This is a genomic window from Streptomyces sp. NPDC032745 (genome assembly GCF_055579465.1).
In genome coordinates, this window is sequence record NZ_JBVING010000004.1 from 90030 (window position 1) to 107923 (window position 17894).

The 17894-nt window shown below is 73.1% G+C and carries 17 protein-coding genes; 10 read left to right on the forward strand and 7 right to left on the reverse strand.

Going from position 1 to position 17894, the window contains the following annotated elements; genetic code table 11:
* Positions 1-4: 4 nt before the first annotated feature.
* Positions 5-1150, reverse strand: a complete 1146-nt coding sequence (locus ACZ5WG_RS11685) for an RNA polymerase sigma factor (protein ID WP_468722418.1) — start codon at positions 1148-1150, stop codon at positions 5-7.
* A 114-nt stretch (positions 1151-1264) separates the two neighbouring features.
* Between ACZ5WG_RS11685 and ACZ5WG_RS11690 the strand changes: the two genes are divergently transcribed.
* Both ACZ5WG_RS11690 and ACZ5WG_RS11695 read left to right on the forward strand, forming a co-directional pair.
* Entirely contained in the window at positions 1265-1879 is a 615-nt protein-coding gene (locus ACZ5WG_RS11690; RefSeq protein ID WP_468722419.1) for a hypothetical protein, read from the forward strand.
* Entirely contained in the window at positions 1876-2847 is a 972-nt protein-coding gene (locus ACZ5WG_RS11695; protein WP_468722420.1) for a nucleotidyl transferase AbiEii/AbiGii toxin family protein, read from the forward strand. The genes ACZ5WG_RS11690 and ACZ5WG_RS11695 overlap by 4 nt, the downstream gene beginning before the upstream one ends.
* 81 nt (positions 2848-2928) lie before the next feature.
* Here the strand turns inward: ACZ5WG_RS11695 and ACZ5WG_RS11700 are convergent, their stop codons facing one another.
* The 3 genes from ACZ5WG_RS11700 to ACZ5WG_RS11710 all read right to left on the reverse strand — a co-directional run bounded on the left by ACZ5WG_RS11700 (position 2929) and on the right by ACZ5WG_RS11710 (position 6687).
* Entirely contained in the window at positions 2929-5019 is a 2091-nt protein-coding gene (locus ACZ5WG_RS11700) for a molybdopterin oxidoreductase family protein (RefSeq protein ID WP_468722422.1), read from the reverse strand.
* 142 nt (positions 5020-5161) lie between these two features.
* Positions 5162-5971 carry a glucose 1-dehydrogenase gene (locus tag ACZ5WG_RS11705; protein WP_468722423.1) on the reverse strand — a complete coding sequence of 270 codons (810 nt, stop codon included), beginning with the start codon at positions 5969-5971 and terminating at the stop codon, positions 5162-5164.
* 32 nt (positions 5972-6003) lie between these two features.
* Positions 6004-6687, reverse strand: coding sequence for a SanA/YdcF family protein (locus tag ACZ5WG_RS11710; protein ID WP_468722425.1), 684 nt, complete (start codon positions 6685-6687; stop codon positions 6004-6006).
* Positions 6688-7017: 330 nt separating this feature from the next.
* Between ACZ5WG_RS11710 and ACZ5WG_RS11715 the strand changes: the two genes are divergently transcribed.
* The 4 genes from ACZ5WG_RS11715 to dnaG all read left to right on the forward strand — a co-directional run bounded on the left by ACZ5WG_RS11715 (position 7018) and on the right by dnaG (position 12502).
* On the forward strand, positions 7018-7764 hold the full coding sequence (locus tag ACZ5WG_RS11715) for a sirohydrochlorin chelatase (protein WP_468722427.1): 747 nt from the start codon (positions 7018-7020) through the stop codon (positions 7762-7764).
* Positions 7765-7829: 65 nt separating this feature from the next.
* Positions 7830-9170, forward strand: a complete 1341-nt coding sequence (locus ACZ5WG_RS11720) for a deoxyguanosinetriphosphate triphosphohydrolase (protein ID WP_468722428.1) — start codon at positions 7830-7832, stop codon at positions 9168-9170.
* A gap of 93 nt (positions 9171-9263) precedes the next feature.
* A complete protein-coding gene (locus tag ACZ5WG_RS11725) occupies positions 9264-10529 on the forward strand; it encodes an NAD(P)/FAD-dependent oxidoreductase (RefSeq protein WP_468722429.1) in 1266 nt (421 codons plus the stop codon).
* Between the two features lie 77 nt (positions 10530-10606).
* A complete protein-coding gene (dnaG, locus tag ACZ5WG_RS11730; protein ID WP_468722431.1) occupies positions 10607-12502 on the forward strand; it encodes a DNA primase in 1896 nt (631 codons plus the stop codon).
* A 2-nt stretch (positions 12503-12504) separates the two neighbouring features.
* Here dnaG and ACZ5WG_RS11735 read toward each other — a convergent pair whose 3' ends face one another.
* Positions 12505-12924 (reverse strand): gamma-glutamylcyclotransferase family protein, encoded by a 420-nt coding sequence (locus tag ACZ5WG_RS11735; RefSeq protein ID WP_468722433.1) that lies wholly within the window; start codon positions 12922-12924, stop codon positions 12505-12507.
* Entirely contained in the window at positions 12921-13244 is a 324-nt protein-coding gene (gene cutA, locus ACZ5WG_RS11740; protein WP_468722435.1) for a divalent-cation tolerance protein CutA, read from the reverse strand. The genes ACZ5WG_RS11735 and cutA overlap by 4 nt, the downstream gene beginning before the upstream one ends.
* A 249-nt stretch (positions 13245-13493) precedes the next feature.
* Here cutA and ACZ5WG_RS11745 point away from each other — a divergent pair, with 249 nt between their 5' ends.
* The 4 genes from ACZ5WG_RS11745 to ACZ5WG_RS11760 all read left to right on the forward strand — a co-directional run bounded on the left by ACZ5WG_RS11745 (position 13494) and on the right by ACZ5WG_RS11760 (position 17010).
* Positions 13494-14201, forward strand: coding sequence for a hypothetical protein (locus tag ACZ5WG_RS11745; RefSeq protein WP_468722437.1), 708 nt, complete (start codon positions 13494-13496; stop codon positions 14199-14201).
* On the forward strand, positions 14198-15472 hold the full coding sequence (locus tag ACZ5WG_RS11750; protein WP_468722439.1) for an ATP-binding protein: 1275 nt from the start codon (positions 14198-14200) through the stop codon (positions 15470-15472). The genes ACZ5WG_RS11745 and ACZ5WG_RS11750 overlap by 4 nt, the downstream gene beginning before the upstream one ends.
* 235 nt (positions 15473-15707) lie before the next feature.
* Positions 15708-16250, forward strand: a complete 543-nt coding sequence (locus ACZ5WG_RS11755) for a hypothetical protein (protein ID WP_468722441.1) — start codon at positions 15708-15710, stop codon at positions 16248-16250.
* 139 nt (positions 16251-16389) lie between these two features.
* Positions 16390-17010, forward strand: a complete 621-nt coding sequence (locus ACZ5WG_RS11760; protein ID WP_468722443.1) for a class F sortase — start codon at positions 16390-16392, stop codon at positions 17008-17010.
* 88 nt (positions 17011-17098) lie between these two features.
* Here ACZ5WG_RS11760 and ACZ5WG_RS11765 read toward each other — a convergent pair whose 3' ends face one another.
* A complete protein-coding gene (locus ACZ5WG_RS11765) occupies positions 17099-17875 on the reverse strand; it encodes a sulfite exporter TauE/SafE family protein (protein WP_383515788.1) in 777 nt (258 codons plus the stop codon).
* Between the last annotated feature and the right edge of the window lie 19 nt (positions 17876-17894).

The window sequence follows — 17894 nt, forward strand, 5'->3', positions numbered from 1 at the left end:
GTTCTCAGTCCAGGTAGCCGCGGAGCTGGTCGGCGAAGGCGTGGTCGCGCAGTTTGTTGAGCGTCTTGGACTCGATCTGCCGGATCCGCTCGCGCGTCACGCCGAAGATCCGCCCGATCTCCTCCAGGGTGCGGGGCCGGCCGTCGGCCAGGCCGTAGCGCAGCTGCACGACCTTGCGCTCGCGCTCGCCGAGGGTCGACAGCACGGCTTCCAGGTGCTCGCGGAGCAGGAAGAAGGCGGCGGACTCCATGGGCGAGGCCGCGTCCCCGTCCTCGATCAGATCGCCGAGGGCGACATCGTCCTCCTCGCCGACCGGCGCATGGAGCGACACCGGCTCCTGGGCGAGGCGCAGTACCTCCAGGACCCGCTCGGGGGTCAGCTCGAGGTGGACGGCGACCTCTTCGGCGGTGGGCTCGTACCCGCGTTCCTGGAGCATGCGGCGCTGTACGCGCACGACGCGGTTGATCAGCTCCACGACGTGCACGGGCACGCGGATGGTGCGGGCCTGGTCGGCGAGGGCCCGCGACATGGCCTGCCGGATCCACCAGGTGGCGTAGGTCGAGAACTTGTACCCGCGTGCGTAGTCGAACTTCTCAACGGCCCGGATGAGCCCGAGGTTCCCCTCCTGGACGAGGTCGAGCATGGTGAGCCCGCGGCCCACGTAGCGCTTGGCGACGGAGACGACGAGCCGCAGGTTCGACTCGATGAGGCGCCTCTTGGCCATCCGCCCCATGACGACGAGCTTGTCGAGGTCGAGGGCGAGCCGCAGGTCGAGGTCGGGGGTGTTGCCCAGCTTCTCCTCGGCGAAGAGTCCGGCTTCGACGCGGCGCGCGAGCTCGACCTCCTCGGCGGCGGAGAGCAGCGGGATCCTGCCTATCTCGCGCAGGTACTGCCGGAACAGGTCGGCGGAAGGGCCCGCTCCGCCGCTGTCCGCGCGCCGGCGCTGCTCGGGCACCTGCTCGATCAGCTCCAGCGCCTCGGGCTCTTCGGGTTCCTCGTCCACGGCTTCGGCCTCGGGCTCTTCACCCGCAGTGGCCTCGGTGTCATGGACGGGCGGGCTCACGTTGACGGTCAGGATCTGGGTCTGCACGGGGGCGACCTCCAGGGCTCCGAGGACGGGGGCACCGCACCTCAGTGTGGGGTACGACACATCGCTGCCACGAGGGGCGTGCGAGCACTTTCTGAGTCCGGTGCGTGACCGGATGGTTACCCCCCGCCGGGAATCCCGATGCGGATCGGACGCATGTCCGAGAAGATCGATGCCGTGTCTGAGTACGAAACCCACGTGACGGTGCGCTGCCCAGACCCGGGGGAACTGGCGCGGCTCGAAGCGTGGGCCGGGGGGCGGGGGTTGAAGGTGACGCACATCCTGCTGGCCCGGGGCCGGATGGTCTCGCAGCCGATGCTGACGCTGCCGGATCGCGACGGTCACGAGACCCTGGTGCCCCGGCTGCGGGCGGCGGGCTTCGACCCGGTCCGGGTCAAGGTGGAGACGGTCCCGTGGACCGCGGACCGCCCGGGTCCGGGCGGCGGCTACTTCGAGCACCACCTCAAGCTGCTGCTGCCGGCGGACTTCGGCCGGGCTGCCCTGGAGACACTGGTGACCCCGCACGGGGCGCACCTGTCGTGGAACGCGCGCCGGTCGCTGCGCGAAGGCCGACACGAGCGGTTCGTGACCCAGCGGTGGCGGGGCACGGCGGCGGAGGCGGCGGCGGCCTGCCAAGCCCTGATCGCGGACCTCGTGGACGCCGGGTATGAAATCCGCTCCGAGGAGCGGGAGTTCGTGCTGTACGACAGCAACGTGTCGGTGGACGACGGCTGGATCGGGGACGGGGCGGCGGGCGTGCGCGGCGGGGTTGTGGGAGCGGGGGCGCGATGAACACGTGGCAGGAGTTCGACTGGCGGAGCACCGAGCTGCCGCGGGAGCCGTTGGACGAGGAGACGCGGGCGAGGCGGGAACTGCCGCGTACGCTGCGGCCGGTGGCCGGGGACGACGTACGGCAGCGGCCCGTCTTCGACCCGTCCCTCAAGCACTTCCAGCAGGCCTACCGGGCAGGGGATCCGGTCTTCGACGACCCGGAGCGGACCGCCGCGTGGGTACGGGCGCGGCGGGCGGCGATGGACGCCGTGTTGCTGGCGGTCTCGGAGTCCGAGTGGGCGGACTCGCTGGTCCTGCGGGGCAGCGTGCTGCTCGCCGACTGGTTCGGGGAGGCCGCCCGGGAGCCGGGCGACCTGGACTTCGTGGTGGTCCCGGAGACACAGGCGATGGACAGCCGGCTCAGCGCACGGATGCTGGACGGCATCGCGGCGGCGGCCGACGGGCACGCCGGGATCAAGGCCTCGGGTGCGATCCGCGAGCGGATCTGGACGTACGACCGGGTGCCGGGGCAGCGGATGGTGCTGCCCTGGTCGGTGCCGGGGCTGCCGGCCGGGCAGGTCCAGCTGGACTTCGTCTTCAACGAGCACCTGCCGGCGCCGCCCGAACCGGTCGGACTCGGCTGTGGGGCCCTCGTACTGGCCGCGTCGCCCGCGCTCTCGCTGGCCTGGAAACTGTTGTGGATCCTCAGCGACGGGCATCCGCAGGGCAAGGACCTCTACGACGCGGTCCTGCTGGCCGAGCAGTACGCGCTGCCGTACGGGCTGCTCCAGGACGTGTTCCGGCTGGCGGGCGAATGGCCGGTGCCCAACCGGGAGGTGCAGCTCCAGGACTTCGCGAACCTGGCCGGGGCCGCGTACCCCGGCACGGAGTGGGAGCACTTCGAGGCCGAGTACCCCCACCTGGCATCGTCCGGCGAGGCGGCTTTCGTTGAGCGGCTGGTCGAGGCGCTGCGCCCGACGTTCTGCTAGGGGGCGCCTTGTGGATCATGCCGGGCTCGCGGCGTCCGGTGGACGCCGCTTCCTGATCCGGCCTGATCCACAAGACGCCCCCTAGATCCCCTCCCGGACGGGCTCGACGCGGACCGCGCAGACCTTGAATTCCGGCATCCGGGACACCGGGTCCAGGGCCGGGTTGGTCAGGGAGTTGGCGCGGCCCTCCCCAGGCCAGTGGAACGGCATGAAGACCGTGTCCGCGCGGATGGTGTCCGTGATGCGGGCCGGGGCCACGGCGCGGCCGCGGCGGGAGACGACCGCGAGCGGGGCGCCCTCGACCGCGCCGATACGGGACGCGAGGCGCGGGTGGAGTTCCACGAAGGGGCCGGGGGCGGCGGCGTTGAGCTCGTCGACGCGGCGGGTCTGGGCACCCGACTGGTACTGGGAGACCACGCGGCCGGTGGTGAGCAGGACGGGGTACTCGGCGTCCGGGATCTCGGCCGCGTCGCGGTGGGAGACGGGGACGAAGCGGGCCCGGCCGTCGTCGGTGGCGAAACGGTCGAGGAAGAGGCGCGGGGTGCCGGCGTGGGAGTCGTCCGGGCAGGGCCAGAAGACGCCCTGTTCGGCCTCGATGCGGGCGTAGGAGATGCCCGAGTAGTCCGCCGGGCCGCCGGCCGAGGCGCGGCGGAGCTCCTCGAAGACCTCCTCGGGGGCGGTGGGGAAACCCTTCTCGATGCCGAGACGGGCGGCCAGCCCGTGCAGGACCTCCAGGTCGGTGCGCACTCCCGGCGGCGGGGTCAGGGCGCGGCGGCGCAGCAGGACGCGGCCCTCCAGGTTGGTGGTGGTGCCGGTCTCCTCCGCCCACTGGGTGACGGGGAGGACCACATCGGCGAGGGCCGCCGTCTCGGAGAGGACCACGTCCGCCACCGCCAGGAAGTCCAGGGAGCGGATGCGGTCCTCGATGTGGGCGGCGCGGGGGGCCGAGACCACCGGGTTGGAGCCCATGAGGAGGAGGGCCTTCACGTCCGTGCCGAGGGCGTCGAGGAGTTCGTACGCACTGCGGCCGGGGGCGGGCAGGCTGTCGGGGTCGACGCCCCAGACCTCGGCGACGTGCGCCCGCGCCGCGGGGTCGGTGAGCTTGCGGTAGCCGGGGAGCTGGTCGGCCTTCTGGCCGTGCTCGCGGCCGCCCTGGCCGTTGCCCTGGCCGGTGAGGCAGCCGTACCCGGAGAGCGGGCGGCCGGCGCGGCCGGTGGCCAGGCACAGGTTGATCCACGCGCCGACGGTGTCGGTGCCCTTGGACTGCTGCTCGGGCCCTCGGGCGGTCAGGACCATCGCGGAGGACGGCGCGCAGAACAGGGAGACGGCCTCGCGGAGTTTCGGGACGGGCACGCCGGTGATCCGCTCCACCAGCTCCGGCCAGTGTGCCATCGCGGCGGCCCGGGCCTCCTCCCAGCCGGTGGTGCGCTCGGCGATGAACTCCTCGTCGGTGCGGCCTTCGGCGACGACCAGGTGCAGCAGGCCCAGCGCGAGGGCGAGGTCCGTCCCGGGGCGCGGGGCGAGGTGCAGGTCGGCCTGCTCGGCGGTCCGGGTCCGGCGCGGGTCGATGACGATCAGTGTGCCGCCGTTCGCCTTGAGCTCGGTGAGGTAGCGCAGGGCGGGCGGCATGGTCTCGGCCAGGTTCGAGCCGACGAGGACGACGCATCCGGTCTGCGGGATGTCCTCCAGGGGGAAGGGGAGTCCGCGGTCCAGTCCGAAGGCCCGCTGGTGGGCGGCTGCGGCCGAGGACATGCAGAAGCGGCCGTTGTAGTCGATCTGCGAGGTCCTCAGGGCGACCCGGGCGAACTTGCCGAGCGCGTAGGCCTTCTCGTTGGTCAGCCCGCCGCCGCCGAACACGCCGACGGCGTCGGGCCCGTGCGTACGGCCCGTGCGGGCGAGGCCCTCGGCGACGGTGTCGAGGGCCTCCTCCCAGGTGGCCGGTTCCAGCCGTCCGGCGTGGGTGCGGACGAGCGGCCCGGTCAGGCGCACCCGGGAGGAGAGCACGGCGGGGGCGGTGCGCCCCTTGCCGCACAGCGCACCCCGGTTCACGGGGAAATCCGCCCGCTCCTCCACCACGACGCTCGCGCCGCCCGGCTCAGGGCGGAGGGACATCCCGCACTGCAACGCGCAGTACGGGCAGTGCGTGGCGGTGGCGGAGTCCGGGGTGTGCATACGGCCCAGCCTGCGGCGGCGGTGTTACGCGGGCCGCCGCCTACGGTTACACCTCCCGTACGGGCGCCTCAGCGCCGCCACCGGCGCCCGGTGAGGCCCGCCGGCGCGCGGCCAGGGCCGGTGCTACTGGCCAGGGCCGGTGCTACTGGCCGGTGAGGGTCCGGACGGTCAGTCCGGCCGTCCAGCCGCCGTCCACAGCGAGTTCGGCGCCGGTCATGTACGCGGCGGCGTCGGACAGGAGGAAGGCGACCGCCGCGGCTATCTCCTCCGGAGCGCCGACGCGGCCCATCGGGGCGCCGGGGAAGTTGCCCTCGCCCGGCTGAATGCCGACCGGGGCGGTCATCGGGGTCAGCGTCATGCCCGGGTGCACCGAGTTGACGCGGATCCTCGCCTCGGCGAGCTCGACCGCGCCGATCTTCGACAGGCCTCGCACGCCCCACTTGGAAGCCCCGTACCCGGCGGTGAGCGCCAGGCCGGTCAGCCCGGCCGCGGACGAGATGTTGACGACCGAGCCGCCGCCGTTCGCCCGCAGCAGCGGTATCGCGGTCTTGATGCCGATGAAGGTGCCGACCAGGTTGATCTCCACGACCTGGCGGAAATGCTCGACGCTCTCGTGCTCCAGGAGCTGGCCGGTGGGTATGCCGGCGTTGTTCACGAGCCCGTCGATCCGGCCGAACTCGGCCACCGCGTGGTCGAGGGCGGCCTGCCAGTCGGCCTCGCTCGTGACGTCGTGCCGCAGGAACCGCGCCGCGCCGCCCAGCTTCGCGGCCGTCTCCGCGCCCTCCGCCTCGAGCACGTCGGTGATCAGCACGCTGCCGCCGCCGTCCACGACGGCCTGCGCCGCCGCCGCGCCCAGCCCCCGGGCGCCCCCGGTGATAACGACGGCCTTGCCGCTCAGATCCACAACAGCCACGGTTCCACACCCCTGACAGCGAGACGGACACACTGACATATGACTAATCGGCATAGGCAGCCGACGGCGCGTCAGTTTGCCAGAGCACCCAGGGCCCGCGACACCCCCGGCTCCTTCGGCCCCATGAAGCGCGGTTCCGGCTTCAAGGCCGCGTCCAGTGCCGCCTTGCCGGCCGCGAACACCTCGCGCGTGCCGCCGTAGTACCAGGTCGAGTCGTGCTCGTCGTCCACCCCGACCCCGTACGCCTCCACACCCGCCGCATCGCACAGCGCGACGGCCCGGCGTATGTGGAAGCCCTGGCTGATCAGCACGGCCCGCTTCACCCCGAAGATCTCCTTGGCCCGGACACAGGAGTCCCATGTATCGAAGCCGGCGTAGTCGCTGACGATCCGGTCGCCCGGCACCCCGTGGGCGGTCAGGTACGTGCGCATCGCGTCGGGCTCGTCGTACTCGGTACGGCTGTTGTCCCCGGTGACGAGCACGACCTTGGCCTTGCCGGTCCGGTACAGCTCGGCCGCCGCATCGAGCCGTCTGGCCAGATACGGGGTCGGCCGCCCGTTCCACAGCCCCGCCCCGAACACCACCGCCACCTCGGCGGCCGGCGCATCGGCCGTGCTCCGCAGCCGGTCCGCGGCCACCGCATGCGTCCACGCCGACGGCAGCAGCGCCAGCACGAACCCGGCCATCACCGCCTGGACGGCCCGCCGCCGCCCCGCCACCGTCCCCGTCCAACCCGGCGTCAGCTTCAGCTTCATGGTCGATCCCCCCGTTGCGCCTCACGTCGTTCGCACACATTGACGATCTACGCCCGGCCCCCAGTTCCCCCTCCCCCACCTTTCACCCGGACGAATGAGCGGGTGAGCACCCGGAAAACACCCGTCACCCCCGCGCAATGCCCACGCAACCTCCAGCCCGCAGGATCGGTTCATGACGGAGATGGTGCACCCTCCCGAGTCCCTGTCCCTCCCCTTTCCCCCCGCCACGGCCACGGAGCTGCTGACCCGGATCACCACCCAACTCGGCATGCAGCTCAGCGGACTGCGCCCATGGCACACCGCGGGGGACCGGTCCGACGGAGTCCGCCCATGCAGCCCACCCTCGTCGCCGTCGCCCACGGCAGCCGCGACTCCCGCGCCCTCCCCACCGTCCTGGCACTCCTCGACCGGATCCGCGAGCTCCGCCCCCGCCTCGACGTCCGGCTCGGACACGTCGAGCTGAACCGACCACTGCTCACGGAGACGCTTGCGGACACCACCGGCGCCGCCGTGCTCGTCCCGCTGCTCCTCGGCCGCGGCCACCACGTCAAGCGGGACCTCCCGGCGGCGGCCGCCCGCGCCGGCCACCTGGACACCCGCGTCGCCGCCCCGCTCGGCCCGCATCCCTTGCTGGTCGAGGCCCTGTACGAGCGCCTCCTCGAGGCCGGCTGGGCCCCCGGCGCGAGTACGGCAGTCGTACTCGCAGCCGCCGGCTCCCGCGACCCCGACTCGGCGGCCGACACCCACCGCACCGCCGCCCTGCTCCGCGAACGCCTCGGCGGCGCGGCTGTCGTACCCGCCTACGCCTCCGCCGCGGCCCCCACCGTCCCCGACGCCGTCCGCGCCCTCGCCGCCCGCGGCCACCACCGGATCGCGGTGGCCTCGTACTTCACCGCTCCCGGCCGCTTCGCCGCGCAGAGCGCCGCTGCCGCACCCGGCCCGGCGGCCGCCCCGCTCGGCGCCCATCCGGCCCTGGCCCGCCTCGTACTCCGGCGCTACGACGAGGCGCTGGCCCGGCAGCGGACCAGCCTGGCCTCCCCTGCTGCCCCGGCCGCCCTGAAACTGGCCACCGCATAAAGACCGCGTTGGCGCGGATTGCTCAGATTGGTCGCATTGTCGGTGCTTCCGGTTACCGTCTGAGCATGGAAGGCATGGAAGGCACCGCCAGCGCACCCGTCCGTCACCTCGACCCGAACGGCCCTTACGACGCTTCCGACACCGAGCGCTGGGCCCTCGAGCCCGACAAACGGCCCGGCCGGACCGCCTTCCAGCGCGACCGCGCCCGTGTACTGCACTCCGCCGCGCTGCGCCGCCTCGCCGGGAAGACCCAGGTGGTCACCCCCGGCAGCCGCTCGTACGACTGGGACGCCAGTCCCCGCACCCGGCTGACGCACTCCCTGGAGTGCGCCCAGGTCGGCCGCGAGCTCGGCGCGGCCCTCGGCTGCGATCCCGACCTCGTCGAGGCCGCCTGCCTCTCGCACGACATGGGCCACCCGCCCTTCGGGCACAACGGCGAGGAGGCGCTGAACGAGTTCGCCAAGGACTGCGGCGGCTTCGAGGGCAACGCCCAGTCGCTGCGCCTGCTGACCCGCCTGGAGCCGAAGCGGTTCGTGCCCGACCCGGCCGGCGGCGAGCCCGTCAGCGTCGGGCTCAACCTCACCCGGGCCTGCCTGGACGCCGCGACCAAGTACCCGTGGGCCCGCGGCGGCCACCCCACCGACCCCGACTCGGTCAAGTTCGGCGCGTACGACGACGACCTGCCGGTCTTCGAATGGCTGCGGCGCGGCGCGCCCGCGGACCGCAAGTGCTTCGAGGCCCAGGTGATGGACTGGTCGGACGACGTCGCCTACTCCGTCCACGACTTCGAGGACGGCCTGCACGCCGGACACCTCGACCCCAACCTCCTCTTCGCCGAACCCGAGCGCACCGCCATCTGGCGGGTCGCGATCGGCCGGTACGTGCCGGCCGACACCGAGCCGGAGGAGCTGCGCGAGGCCCTCGACCGGCTGATGGAGGAGGAGTGGTGGCCGCACGGGTACGACGGATCGGCCGTCGCCCAGGCCCGCCTCAAGGACGCCACCAGCCAGCTGATCGGCCGGTTCTGCCTGGCCGCCGAGGGCGCCACCCGCGAGGCGTACGGCTCCGGCCGGCTGACCCGGTACGCGGCGGAGCTGGTCGTCCCGCGCGAGGCGCGCAACGAGTGCGCGGTCCTCAAGGCCGTCGCCGACCTGTACGTGATGCAGCGCGACGAGCAGGAGCGGCTGCGCGCCGACCAGCGCATCGTCCTGGCCGAACTCGCCGAGGCGCTCAGCGCCCGCGCACCCGAGGGACTGGACCCGCAGTTCCGGGCGATCTTCGACACCGCGCCCGACGACAAGGCCCGCAAACGCGCGGTCATCGACCAGATCGCGGCGCTCACGGACGCCTCTGCGCGCTCCCTGCACGCCCGGCTCACGCGGCGCACGCGCCGGTCCGAAGGGTGAGCCGATCGGGCCACTCCCCCTTCACGCGGCAGGCTCAGTGCGGGACGCTCGCATGTGGTCGCATGTGGCGGAGAGGTTATGAGGAGGCATCAGGTGGTCGACGCACACCGGACATTCGTCATCGTCGGCGCAGGGCTTGCCGGAGCTAAGGCGGCCGAGACGCTGAGGTCCGAGGGGTTCACGGGGCGGGTGATCCTGATCGGCGACGAGCGCGACCATCCCTACGAACGGCCCCCGCTGTCCAAGGGGTACCTCCAGGGCAAGGAGGAGCGCGACAGCGTCTTCGTCCACGAGCCGTCCTGGTACGCCCGGGCCGACGTCGAGCTGCACCTAGGCCAGCCCGCGGTCCACCTGGACCGGGAGGCCAGGAAGGTGGTCCTCGGCGACGGCACGGCGCTGCACTACGACAAGCTGCTGCTGGCCACCGGGGCCGAACCGCGCCGCCTCGACATCCCCGGCACGGGCCTGGCCGGGGTGCACCACCTGCGCCGGCTCGCCCACGCCGAGCGGCTGAAGGGCGTACTGGCCACCCTGGGCCGGGACAACGGCCACCTGCTGATCGCGGGGGCCGGCTGGATCGGGCTGGAGGTCGCCGCCGCCGCCCGCGGGTACGGGGCCGAGGTCACCGTGGTCGAGCCGCTGGCCACCCCGCTGCACGCGGTGCTCGGCCCGGAGGTCGGCCGGCTCTTCGCGGACCTGCACGCCGAGCACGGGGTCCGCTTCCACTTCGGTTCGCGGCTCACCGAGATCGTCGGGCACGACGGCATGGTGCTCGCGGCCCGGACCGACGACGGGGAGGAGCACCCGGCGCACGCCGTGCTCGCGGCGATCGGTGCCGCGCCGCGGACCGCGCTCGCCGAGACCTCCGGGCTGGCCCTGGTCGACCGGCAGCACGGCGGCGGCATCGCCGTGGACGCCTCGCTGCGGACCAGCGACCCGGACGTGTTCGCCGTCGGGGACGTGGCCGCCGCGCACCACCCGCTGCTCGGGACCCGGCTGCGGGTCGAGCACTGGGCGAACGCGCTCAACGGCGGCCCCGCCGCGGCGCGGGCGATGCTGGGGCAGGAGGTGTCGTACGACCGGGTGCCGTACTTCTTCTCCGACCAGTACGACGTGGGCCTGGAGTACTCGGGGTACGCCCCGGTGGGCGGCTACGACCAGGTGCTGATCCGCGGCGACGTGGCCAAGCGGGAGTTCATCGCGTTCTGGCTGTCGGACGGGCGGGTGCTGGCCGGAATGAACGTGAACGTGTGGGATGTCACCGAGCACATCCAGGCCCTGATCCGGTCGAAGGCGCAGGTCAACCGCGAGGCACTGGCGGACCCATCGATTCCGCTTGACTCCCTGGTGGAGGGCTAGGGGGCCCGGCCCTGATCCGCCGGAGACCCCCTGGGGGGCCTGACGGGTTTGTCGGCGCCCGGCCGTAGACTTCACGGGTGGCAGGACGGATCAACGACGACGACGTGAAGGCGGTACGGGACGCGGTCCCGATCGACGCCGTGGTCTCCGACTACCTCCAACTGCGCAACGCGGGCGGCGGCAACCTCAAGGGCCTCTGCCCCTTCCACGACGAGAAGTCCCCGTCCTTCCAGGTCAGCCCCAGCAAGGGTCTCTACCACTGCTTCGGCTGCCAGGCGGGCGGGGACACCCTCGACTTCATCATGAAGATCGACCACCTGTCGTTCTCGGAGGCGGTCGAGCGCCTCGCGGGGCAGGCCGGCATCACCCTGCGGTACGAGGAGGGCGGCTACACCGCCGGCACCAGCGGCCGCGGCGAGCGCATCCGGCTCGTCGAGGCGCACAAGGCGGCCGCCCAGTTCTACGTCGAGCAGCTGGGCAGCGCCGAGGCGGAGATCGGCCGCCGGTTCCTCGCCGAGCGCGGCTTCGACCAGGCCGCCGCCGAGCACTTCAGCGTCGGGTACAGCCCGGCCGGCTGGGACCACCTGACCCGCTTCCTGCGCGGCAAGGGCTTCAGCGACAAGGAGCTGATCACCTCCGGCCTGGCCCAGGACAGCCGCAGCGGCAAGCCCATCGACCGCTTCCGCGGCCGGCTCATGTGGCCGATCCGCGACATCAGCGGCGAGGTCGTCGGCTTCGGCGCGCGCAAGCTGCGCGACGACGACAACGGGCCGAAGTACCTGAACACCCCCGAGACGGCGATCTACAAGAAGTCCCAGGTGCTGTACGGCATCGACCTGGCGAAGAAGGAGATCGCGAAGACCTCGCGGGCCGTGGTGGTCGAGGGCTACACGGACGTGATGGCCTGCCACATGGCGGGCGTGACGACCGCGATCGCGACCTGTGGCACCGCTTTCGGCGGCGACCACATCAAGATCCTGCGCCGCCTGCTCATGGACAACGCGACGGCCGAGGTGATCTTCACCTTCGACGGTGACGCGGCCGGCCAGAAGGCCGCGCTGCGCGCTTTCGAGGACGACCAGAAGTTCGCCGCCGAAACCTCCATCACCATCGCCCCCGGCGGCATGGACCCGTGCGACCTGCGCCTGGCGCAGGGGGACGCGGCGGTGTCCGGGCTGGTGGAGGCGCGGACCCCGCTGTTCGAGTTCGCGCTGCGGCACATCGTGGCCCGGCATGATCTGGAAAACCCGGCAGGGCGGGCGGCCGCATTGGAAGAGGCCGCACCGATCATCAAGAAGATCAAGAACGTCGCGATCCAGCACGAATCTGCGGTCCAGCTGGCGGGAATGCTGGGTATGCGGGACGAGCAGTTCGTGGTCAAAAGGATCGCGCAACTGGACCGCTGGGCACGCGAGCGGGGCAACCAGCCACAGCAACCACGCCGAGGCCACTCGTACGAGGACATCGCCGCACCGGCCCCCGCGCCCGCAGGCCCTGCGCTGAACCTGCGCAGCCCGGCCCACCGCACAGAGCGGGAGCTGCTCAAGCTGGCCCTCCAACGGCCGGCCCTCGTATCCCCCACCTTCGACGCCTACGGCATCGACGAGTTCACCGCACCTCCGTACGCGGCTGTCCGCCAGGCCATTCAAGACGCAGGAGGCACCTCTCCGGCAGATGAGGGCTACCTGACCCGCGTCCGCGAAGCCGCACCGAACGACACCGTCCGCGCTATGGTCACGGAGCTGGCGGTCGAGGCCATCCATCGCAAGACGGTGGACGAGATCTACGCGGGTGAGCAACTGGTCTCCGTCCGACTCCGTGCCGTAGAACGGCGGGTCCGGCAGATCCAAGGGACCATGACACGTCTTGGGCCACAGGCCCCGCCGGAACAAGTGGCGGCGGTCCAAGAGGAGCTCTGGGTCCTCCAGCAGTACTGGGAGCGCCTGCGCAACCGCGGCGCCGAGGGGCTGTAGGCCTAGCGCCGTCTGAACCAGTCGCCGCCCGGTATCTCGGTGCCTGACTCGCGCAGCCGGCGGGCCAGCAGCGGAGCCGCCAGGTAGACCCAGGCGGGGGTCCGGCTGCCGTCCGGGCGGACCGCGTCCCGGCGGACCCGGTCGTAGACGTTCAGCGGCCGGTCGGGGCCGTGGTACTCCTCCAGCCGGTCCAGTTCGGCCAGCAGCCTCCCGTACGCACCGGGCGCCGGGGTGACCAGCTCGCCGACGATCTCCGATCCCGGGTGCTGGACGGCGTACGGGTAGCCGGGGCCGTCGTAGAGGAGCGCGTCCGGGAGCCGCGCGGGCTCCTCGGCGGCCGTTCGGCCCCGCAGGAACAGGCCGTGGTTGACCTCCCCGGGGCGCAGGGTCCCGTACACGAAGAAGGGGAGCTCGGCGGTCATCCGGCCGTCACCTCCCCCGCGACCCACGCCAGGTAGTCCGCGCTGCCCCGCACCACCGGGGTGGCGATGATCTCCGGCGTGTCGTACGGGTGCCCGGCGGTCAGCCGGGCCTCCAGGGCCGGGTAGGCGGCCGCGGTGGTCTTGAACAGCACCTGCCACTCCTGGGAGGTCTCCAGCGCGTCCTTCCAGTGGTAGACGGAGGTCACCGGCCCGGAGATCTGCGCGCACGCGGCCAGCCGCGCCTCCACCGCGCCGCGGGCGAGCGCCGCGGCCGCCTCCGCCGAGTCGACCGTGGTCAGCACCGTGAGCACCCCGAGCACCGGATCCGGTGGCGTCTGTGGCCGCGACGGCCGCGACGGCCGCGACGGCGGTGATGGCGGTGATGGCCGATCGACTGATGTCACGGGAGCCCTCCCTCGGTTACGGCGGACAGCGCGCGGTCCGGGACCTTGGTCCCGAGTCTGCCTGCGCCCTTCCACCGTACGCACCGCTGTTACACAACCTCCCGGTGGCCGTGACCGGCGCCGTCTACCGTCGATTCGTCCTCCCTCAAACCCCTTTGGCCCCTCATGAAGCGACCCACCCGACAGCTCACCGCCGTCCTCCTGTGCGCCAGTACCTGTGCACTCGTCGTCGGCGGCTGCGCCGCACCCGGCGGGCTCGGCGCCGGTGAGCCCGCGCCGCCCGTGTCCGCCCAGCCGCAGCCCGAGTCGCTCTGGCCGCTGTGGACCGACCGCACCCCCGCGGCGCCCGGCAAGCCGGTCGGCACCCGGGAGCCCCCGCCGCAGCCGTTGAAGAACGCGCCGGAGGTGGGGCCCGACGGGCTGCCCGGGGTGAACGTGAAGGACGTCGTACAAGCCGACAAGCAGATGAAGCCGTTCGCCGTGAAGGGGTGGATCGACGCGCCCGGCAAGGCCGGGATCCGCCCGCCCCTGTACCGCGACCTCACGGGCGACGGGAAGCCGGAGCTGATCCTCGCCGCCGACGCGCAGACGGGGCGCACCGCACTGACCGTGTACACCGCGGAAGGCACCCGGATCGTCCCCGTCCTCTTCACCGTCGGCCGGCGGATGGCCGCCGAGTCCATCGGCGGCGACCTGCTGCTGCGCACCGCCGCCGACGACGGATCCGAGCAGGCCGTGCGATACCACTGGGACGGCGAGCGGATGCGGGTCGTCAGCGACGAGCGGCGGTACAGCAAGTCCTTGGCGGACTGCGACGGCGGGCAGGGCCCGCAGCCGAAGCACACCGACAGGTTCGGGCAGGTGTGCGAGTGAAGCCCCGCCTGATCCGCTGCCGCCACCTCCTGAGGGCCCTCGGCCTGCGCTGGAAGATCTCCGCCCTGCTCGCGGCCGGCTGCTCGCTCGTCGCGGTGACCATCGGCGTGCTGATCCACGAGGCGCGGGCCCGGCAGGTGGCCGACGCGGCGCGGGAGAGCGCCGTCGCACAGCTGATCCGCGTACGCCAGGTGTACGAGCTCACCGGGCGGCTGGACGACGACAAGGTCGGCGAGGCCGATGCATGGATCGACTGCCCCGGCCTGCCGGAGCCGCTGCGCCGGGCGGCCCTCGCGGGACAGCGCACCACCTACCTCGACCTGTCCGGGTCCGATCCGGCGGTGTGGGCCGCACGCCCGGTCGGCGGCGACCACGTGCTGTCCGTACGCCGGTCGCTGGCCGGCGAGCAGGCCGAACTGGCCGATCTGGACGAGCAGCTGGTGGCTTCCGGGGCGGGGGTCGTGACGCTCGCGGCGATCGGCGGGGCGCTGCTGGCGAGCCGGCTCAGCAAGGACCTGCGGACGGCGGCCGAGACGGCCCGCCGGATCAGCGAGGGCGAGCTGGACGCGCGGATCGGGGCGTCGGGCGTGCCTGGAACCCGGAACGAGGTCGCCGAACTGTCGTCGGCGGTCGACACGATGGCGGCCAGTCTGCAGCAGCGGCTGGAGGCGGAGCAGCGGTTCACGGCCGATGTGGCGCACGAGCTGCGGACACCGCTGACGGGGCTGCACACCGCGGCCGAGCTGCTGCCGGCGGGGCGGCCGACGGAGCTGGTCCGGGACCGGGTCGCGGCGCTGCGGACGCTGACCGAGGACCTGCTGGAGGTCGCGCGGCTCGACGCGCGCCGGGAGGAGGCGCAGCTGGGGGTGCATGCGCTGGGCCCGCTGGTCGCGACGATCACCCGGCGGGCGGAGGTGGCGGCCGAGGTGGTCGGGGCGGACTGCCCGGCTCCGGTCCGTACGGACGTCCGCCGCCTGGAGCGGATTCTGACGAACCTGCTGGTCAACGCCCGCCGTCACGGCGGTGACCCGGTCACGGTGACGGTCTCCGGGAACACGGTGACCGTACGGGACTGCGGTCCGGGCTTCCCGGCGAAGCTGCTGCGGGAGGGGCCGCAGCGGTTCCTGACGGGTGCGGCCGAACGGGGCCAGGGGACGGGGCTGGGCCTGACCATCGCCTTCGGCCAGGCGCAGGTGATCGGCGCCCGGGTGACCCTGTCCAACCCGGCCCCGGCGGGCGCGGCGGCGACGGTGACGCTTCCTGCAGGCTGAGTCCCGCCTGAGCCGAGCCCGGCTCAGGCCCCGCGGCCCCGGCCGGGGCCCCGTACGAGCCCTGGCCCGGACCCGCCCTCACCCGGACGGGGTGGGTCACCTGAACGGCCGAAGCAAGAGGCAGTGACCTGCGGCAACGGTCGCCCACCGAGCAGATCTGACGGAACATCAGCAGGCGGGCCGCGCCCCGGCCGGGTTTCCTCGGGAACACGACCCCGCGTCTCCAGGAGTCCCCATGCGCCGACGCACCGCCCACGTGCTCACCGCCACCGCGCTGACCGCCGCCGCGTTCACTGGCCCGGTCGCCGGCGCGGTGGCCGCCGCGGAACTCGGCGCGGCTGGCTTTGCGCCCGGCGACTTCGCGAAGCTGGAGGTGTGGCCGAAATCCGCCGCCCCCGGGGCCGGTGTCACCGTGAACACAACCGCGTGCGGCTCGGGCAGCCATGCCGACGGCGATGCCACCATGGTCGGCGGCGGCCGCTTCAAGCTGGTGCCCGGCACCCACAAAGAGGTGGTCATCGGGCAGTTCCAGATCGCCCGCGACACCCGCCCCGGCACCTACAACATCGGCGCGACCTGCGCCGACGGCAAGTTCGCCACCGGCGACCTGGTCGTCACCGAACGCGGCCCGCAGGGCCACGTCCGCACCGGGGTGGGTGGCGGGACGACCGCCACCGTCGACCCCACCAAGATCACGGCGGGAGCGGCCGTGCTGGCCGCGGCCGCCGTCGGCGGTACCTGGCTCCTGCGTCGCCGGGCGAGCGGCACGCGGAGCTGACGGGCGCCCACCGCGGCTGCGGCCGCGGTCCGACCGGTACCGTCCCCCGTCGCCCGCCCCGCGAGGTCCCCCCGTTCGCGGGGCCGGGCGACGGCCTGCCACACGGAACACGGACCCGGAACACAGCCAGGGGGCACCCATGGGCAGAGGCCAGGCCGGCCGCGGCGGGCTCGTCGCGCTCACCGCCTGTGTCGGCATCTGGCTCGTCGGCAGCGGATCCGGCCAGTCCGTCGGGCCCCCGCTGCCCTCCCCCGCAGAGGCGCTGACCGGCCGGGCGAGCTACCCCGGCAGCATCGCCCCGCTCCCCGGATCCCCGCCGACCCGCATCCGGATCCCGTCCATCCGGGTGGACGCCCCGCTGACCGGGCTGGGCCTGGGGCGTGACGGCAGCATCGAGGTGCCACCGCCCGCCCGCCGCGACCTGGCGGGCTGGTACCGGGACGGCACCACCCCGGGCGCCGTCGGCACCGCGGTGGTCGTCGGGCACGTCGACCACGCCACCGGCCCGGCGGTCTTCTACCACCTGGGCGCGCTGCACCGCGGAGCTGCGATCGAGGTGCCGCGCGCGGACGGACGTACGGCCGTGTTCACCGTGCACGCGGTCGAGGTCTACGAAGCCGAGCGCTTTCCGGACACTCGCGTGTACGGGCCCTCGCCGCGCGCCGAGCTCCGGGTGATCACCTGCGGCGGGGGCTTCTCGCCGCGTACCGGTTACCAGGGCAACGTGGTCGTCTTCGCCCACCTCACCGGCACGTACTAGTGCTGTGGCCGGGAAGGTTTGCCGGGCGCCGCGACCCGGCGGACCTTTGCGGCCGCAGCGCTGGACGGGAGGGGCGAGCGGGGAGCGGTCAGCCCCACTGCTCCAGACCGAGCTTGATCACCAGTGCGCCGACCACGGTCAGCAGCACGCCGCGGACGAACCCGCTCCCCTTCTTCAGTGCCATCCGGGCCCCGATCATGCCGCCGGCCAGGTTGAACACCGCCATCAGCGCGGCCAGCTGCCACAGCACCATGCCCTGGTACGCGAACATCGCGAGCGCCCCGGCGTTCGTGCAGCAGTTGACGATCTTGGCGGTGGCGGAGGCGGTGACCAGGTCGAGGTGGAGCAGTGCGGTGAGGGCGAGCACCAGGAAGGTGCCGGTGCCGGGCCCGATGAGCCCGTCGTAGAAGCCGATGCCGAGGCCCGCGAGCCCGATGGCGAGCAGCACCCGCTGCCGGCTGACGGGCGCGGTCGAGGGGGCGGTGCCGAAGCCCGGCTTGAAGATCACGACGCCCGCGACGACCACGAGCACCCCCATGATCAGCGGGCGGAGGGCGTCCTTGCTGATCCCGCCGGCCAGCGCGGCGCCGCCCATGGATCCGGCGAGCGCGGCCAGCCCGATCCGGACGGCGAGCTTCACGTCCACCGGGGCCTTGCGCACGTACGTCACCGCCGCGCCCGTGGTGCCGACGATGGCCACGGCCTTGTTGGTGCCGAGCACGGCGGCGGGATGGGCGTTCGGCAGGCCGAGGAGCAGGGCGGGCAGGAGCAGCAGCCCGCCGCCGCCCACCACCGCGTCGATCCAGCCGGCCGCGGCGGCGGCCACGCACAGCACGATGATCATGGTCATTGATATGTCAGGCACGCCCACGACCCTATGAAGC

Bases quoted from the DNA above. Each gene is read 5' to 3' on its own strand.
- ACZ5WG_RS11720 (WP_468722428.1), top strand. From the start codon at position 7,830: ATGGAAGGCATGGAAGGCACCGCCAGCGCACCCGTCCGTCACCTCGAC.
- ACZ5WG_RS11745 (WP_468722437.1), top strand. From the start codon at position 13,494: ATGAAGCGACCCACCCGACAGCTCACCGCCGTCCTCCTGTGCGCCAGT.
- ACZ5WG_RS11735 (WP_468722433.1), bottom strand. From the start codon at position 12,924: ATGACCGCCGAGCTCCCCTTCTTCGTGTACGGGACCCTGCGCCCCGGG.
- ACZ5WG_RS11705 (WP_468722423.1), bottom strand. From the start codon at position 5,971: ATGTCAGTGTGTCCGTCTCGCTGTCAGGGGTGTGGAACCGTGGCTGTT.
- ACZ5WG_RS11710 (WP_468722425.1), bottom strand. From the start codon at position 6,687: ATGAAGCTGAAGCTGACGCCGGGTTGGACGGGGACGGTGGCGGGGCGG.
- ACZ5WG_RS11700 (WP_468722422.1), bottom strand. From the start codon at position 5,019: ATGCACACCCCGGACTCCGCCACCGCCACGCACTGCCCGTACTGCGCG.
- ACZ5WG_RS11695 (WP_468722420.1), top strand. From the start codon at position 1,876: ATGAACACGTGGCAGGAGTTCGACTGGCGGAGCACCGAGCTGCCGCGG.
- ACZ5WG_RS11715 (WP_468722427.1), top strand. From the start codon at position 7,018: ATGCAGCCCACCCTCGTCGCCGTCGCCCACGGCAGCCGCGACTCCCGC.
- ACZ5WG_RS11755 (WP_468722441.1), top strand. From the start codon at position 15,708: ATGCGCCGACGCACCGCCCACGTGCTCACCGCCACCGCGCTGACCGCC.
- ACZ5WG_RS11760 (WP_468722443.1), top strand. From the start codon at position 16,390: ATGGGCAGAGGCCAGGCCGGCCGCGGCGGGCTCGTCGCGCTCACCGCC.